Raw genomic sequence first — 252 nt, 5'->3', positions numbered from 1 at the left:
GTCCGTGTACGTCCTGGCCTTGCTCATCGGCATCGTCGCCGGCCTTCGCGCGATGACCGCTCCCGCCGCCGTCAGCTGGGCAGCGCACCTCGGATGGCTGCCGCTGCAAGGCACGCCGCTCGCGTTTCTCGGCTTCACCGCGACACCGTACATCTTCACGTTGCTGGCGGTCGTCGAACTGATTACGGATCAACTGCCGGAAACACCCAGCCGCAAAGTGCCGCTGCAATTCGGTGCGCGCATCGTGGCGGG

The 252-nt window shown here is 66.3% G+C and carries 1 pseudogene; it reads left to right on the top strand.

Annotated features, from left to right (window positions below):
- Window positions 1–252 (top strand): annotated as a pseudogene (locus tag CIC12_RS06690) (DUF4126 domain-containing protein); the annotation flags it as partial.

Source organism: Paraburkholderia sp. SG-MS1 (assembly GCF_012275575.1).
In the GTDB taxonomy this organism is placed as follows: domain Bacteria; phylum Pseudomonadota; class Gammaproteobacteria; order Burkholderiales; family Burkholderiaceae; genus Paraburkholderia.
Note: the sequence above shows the minus strand (reverse complement) of the source record. Positions and strands in the feature narration are given on the sequence as shown.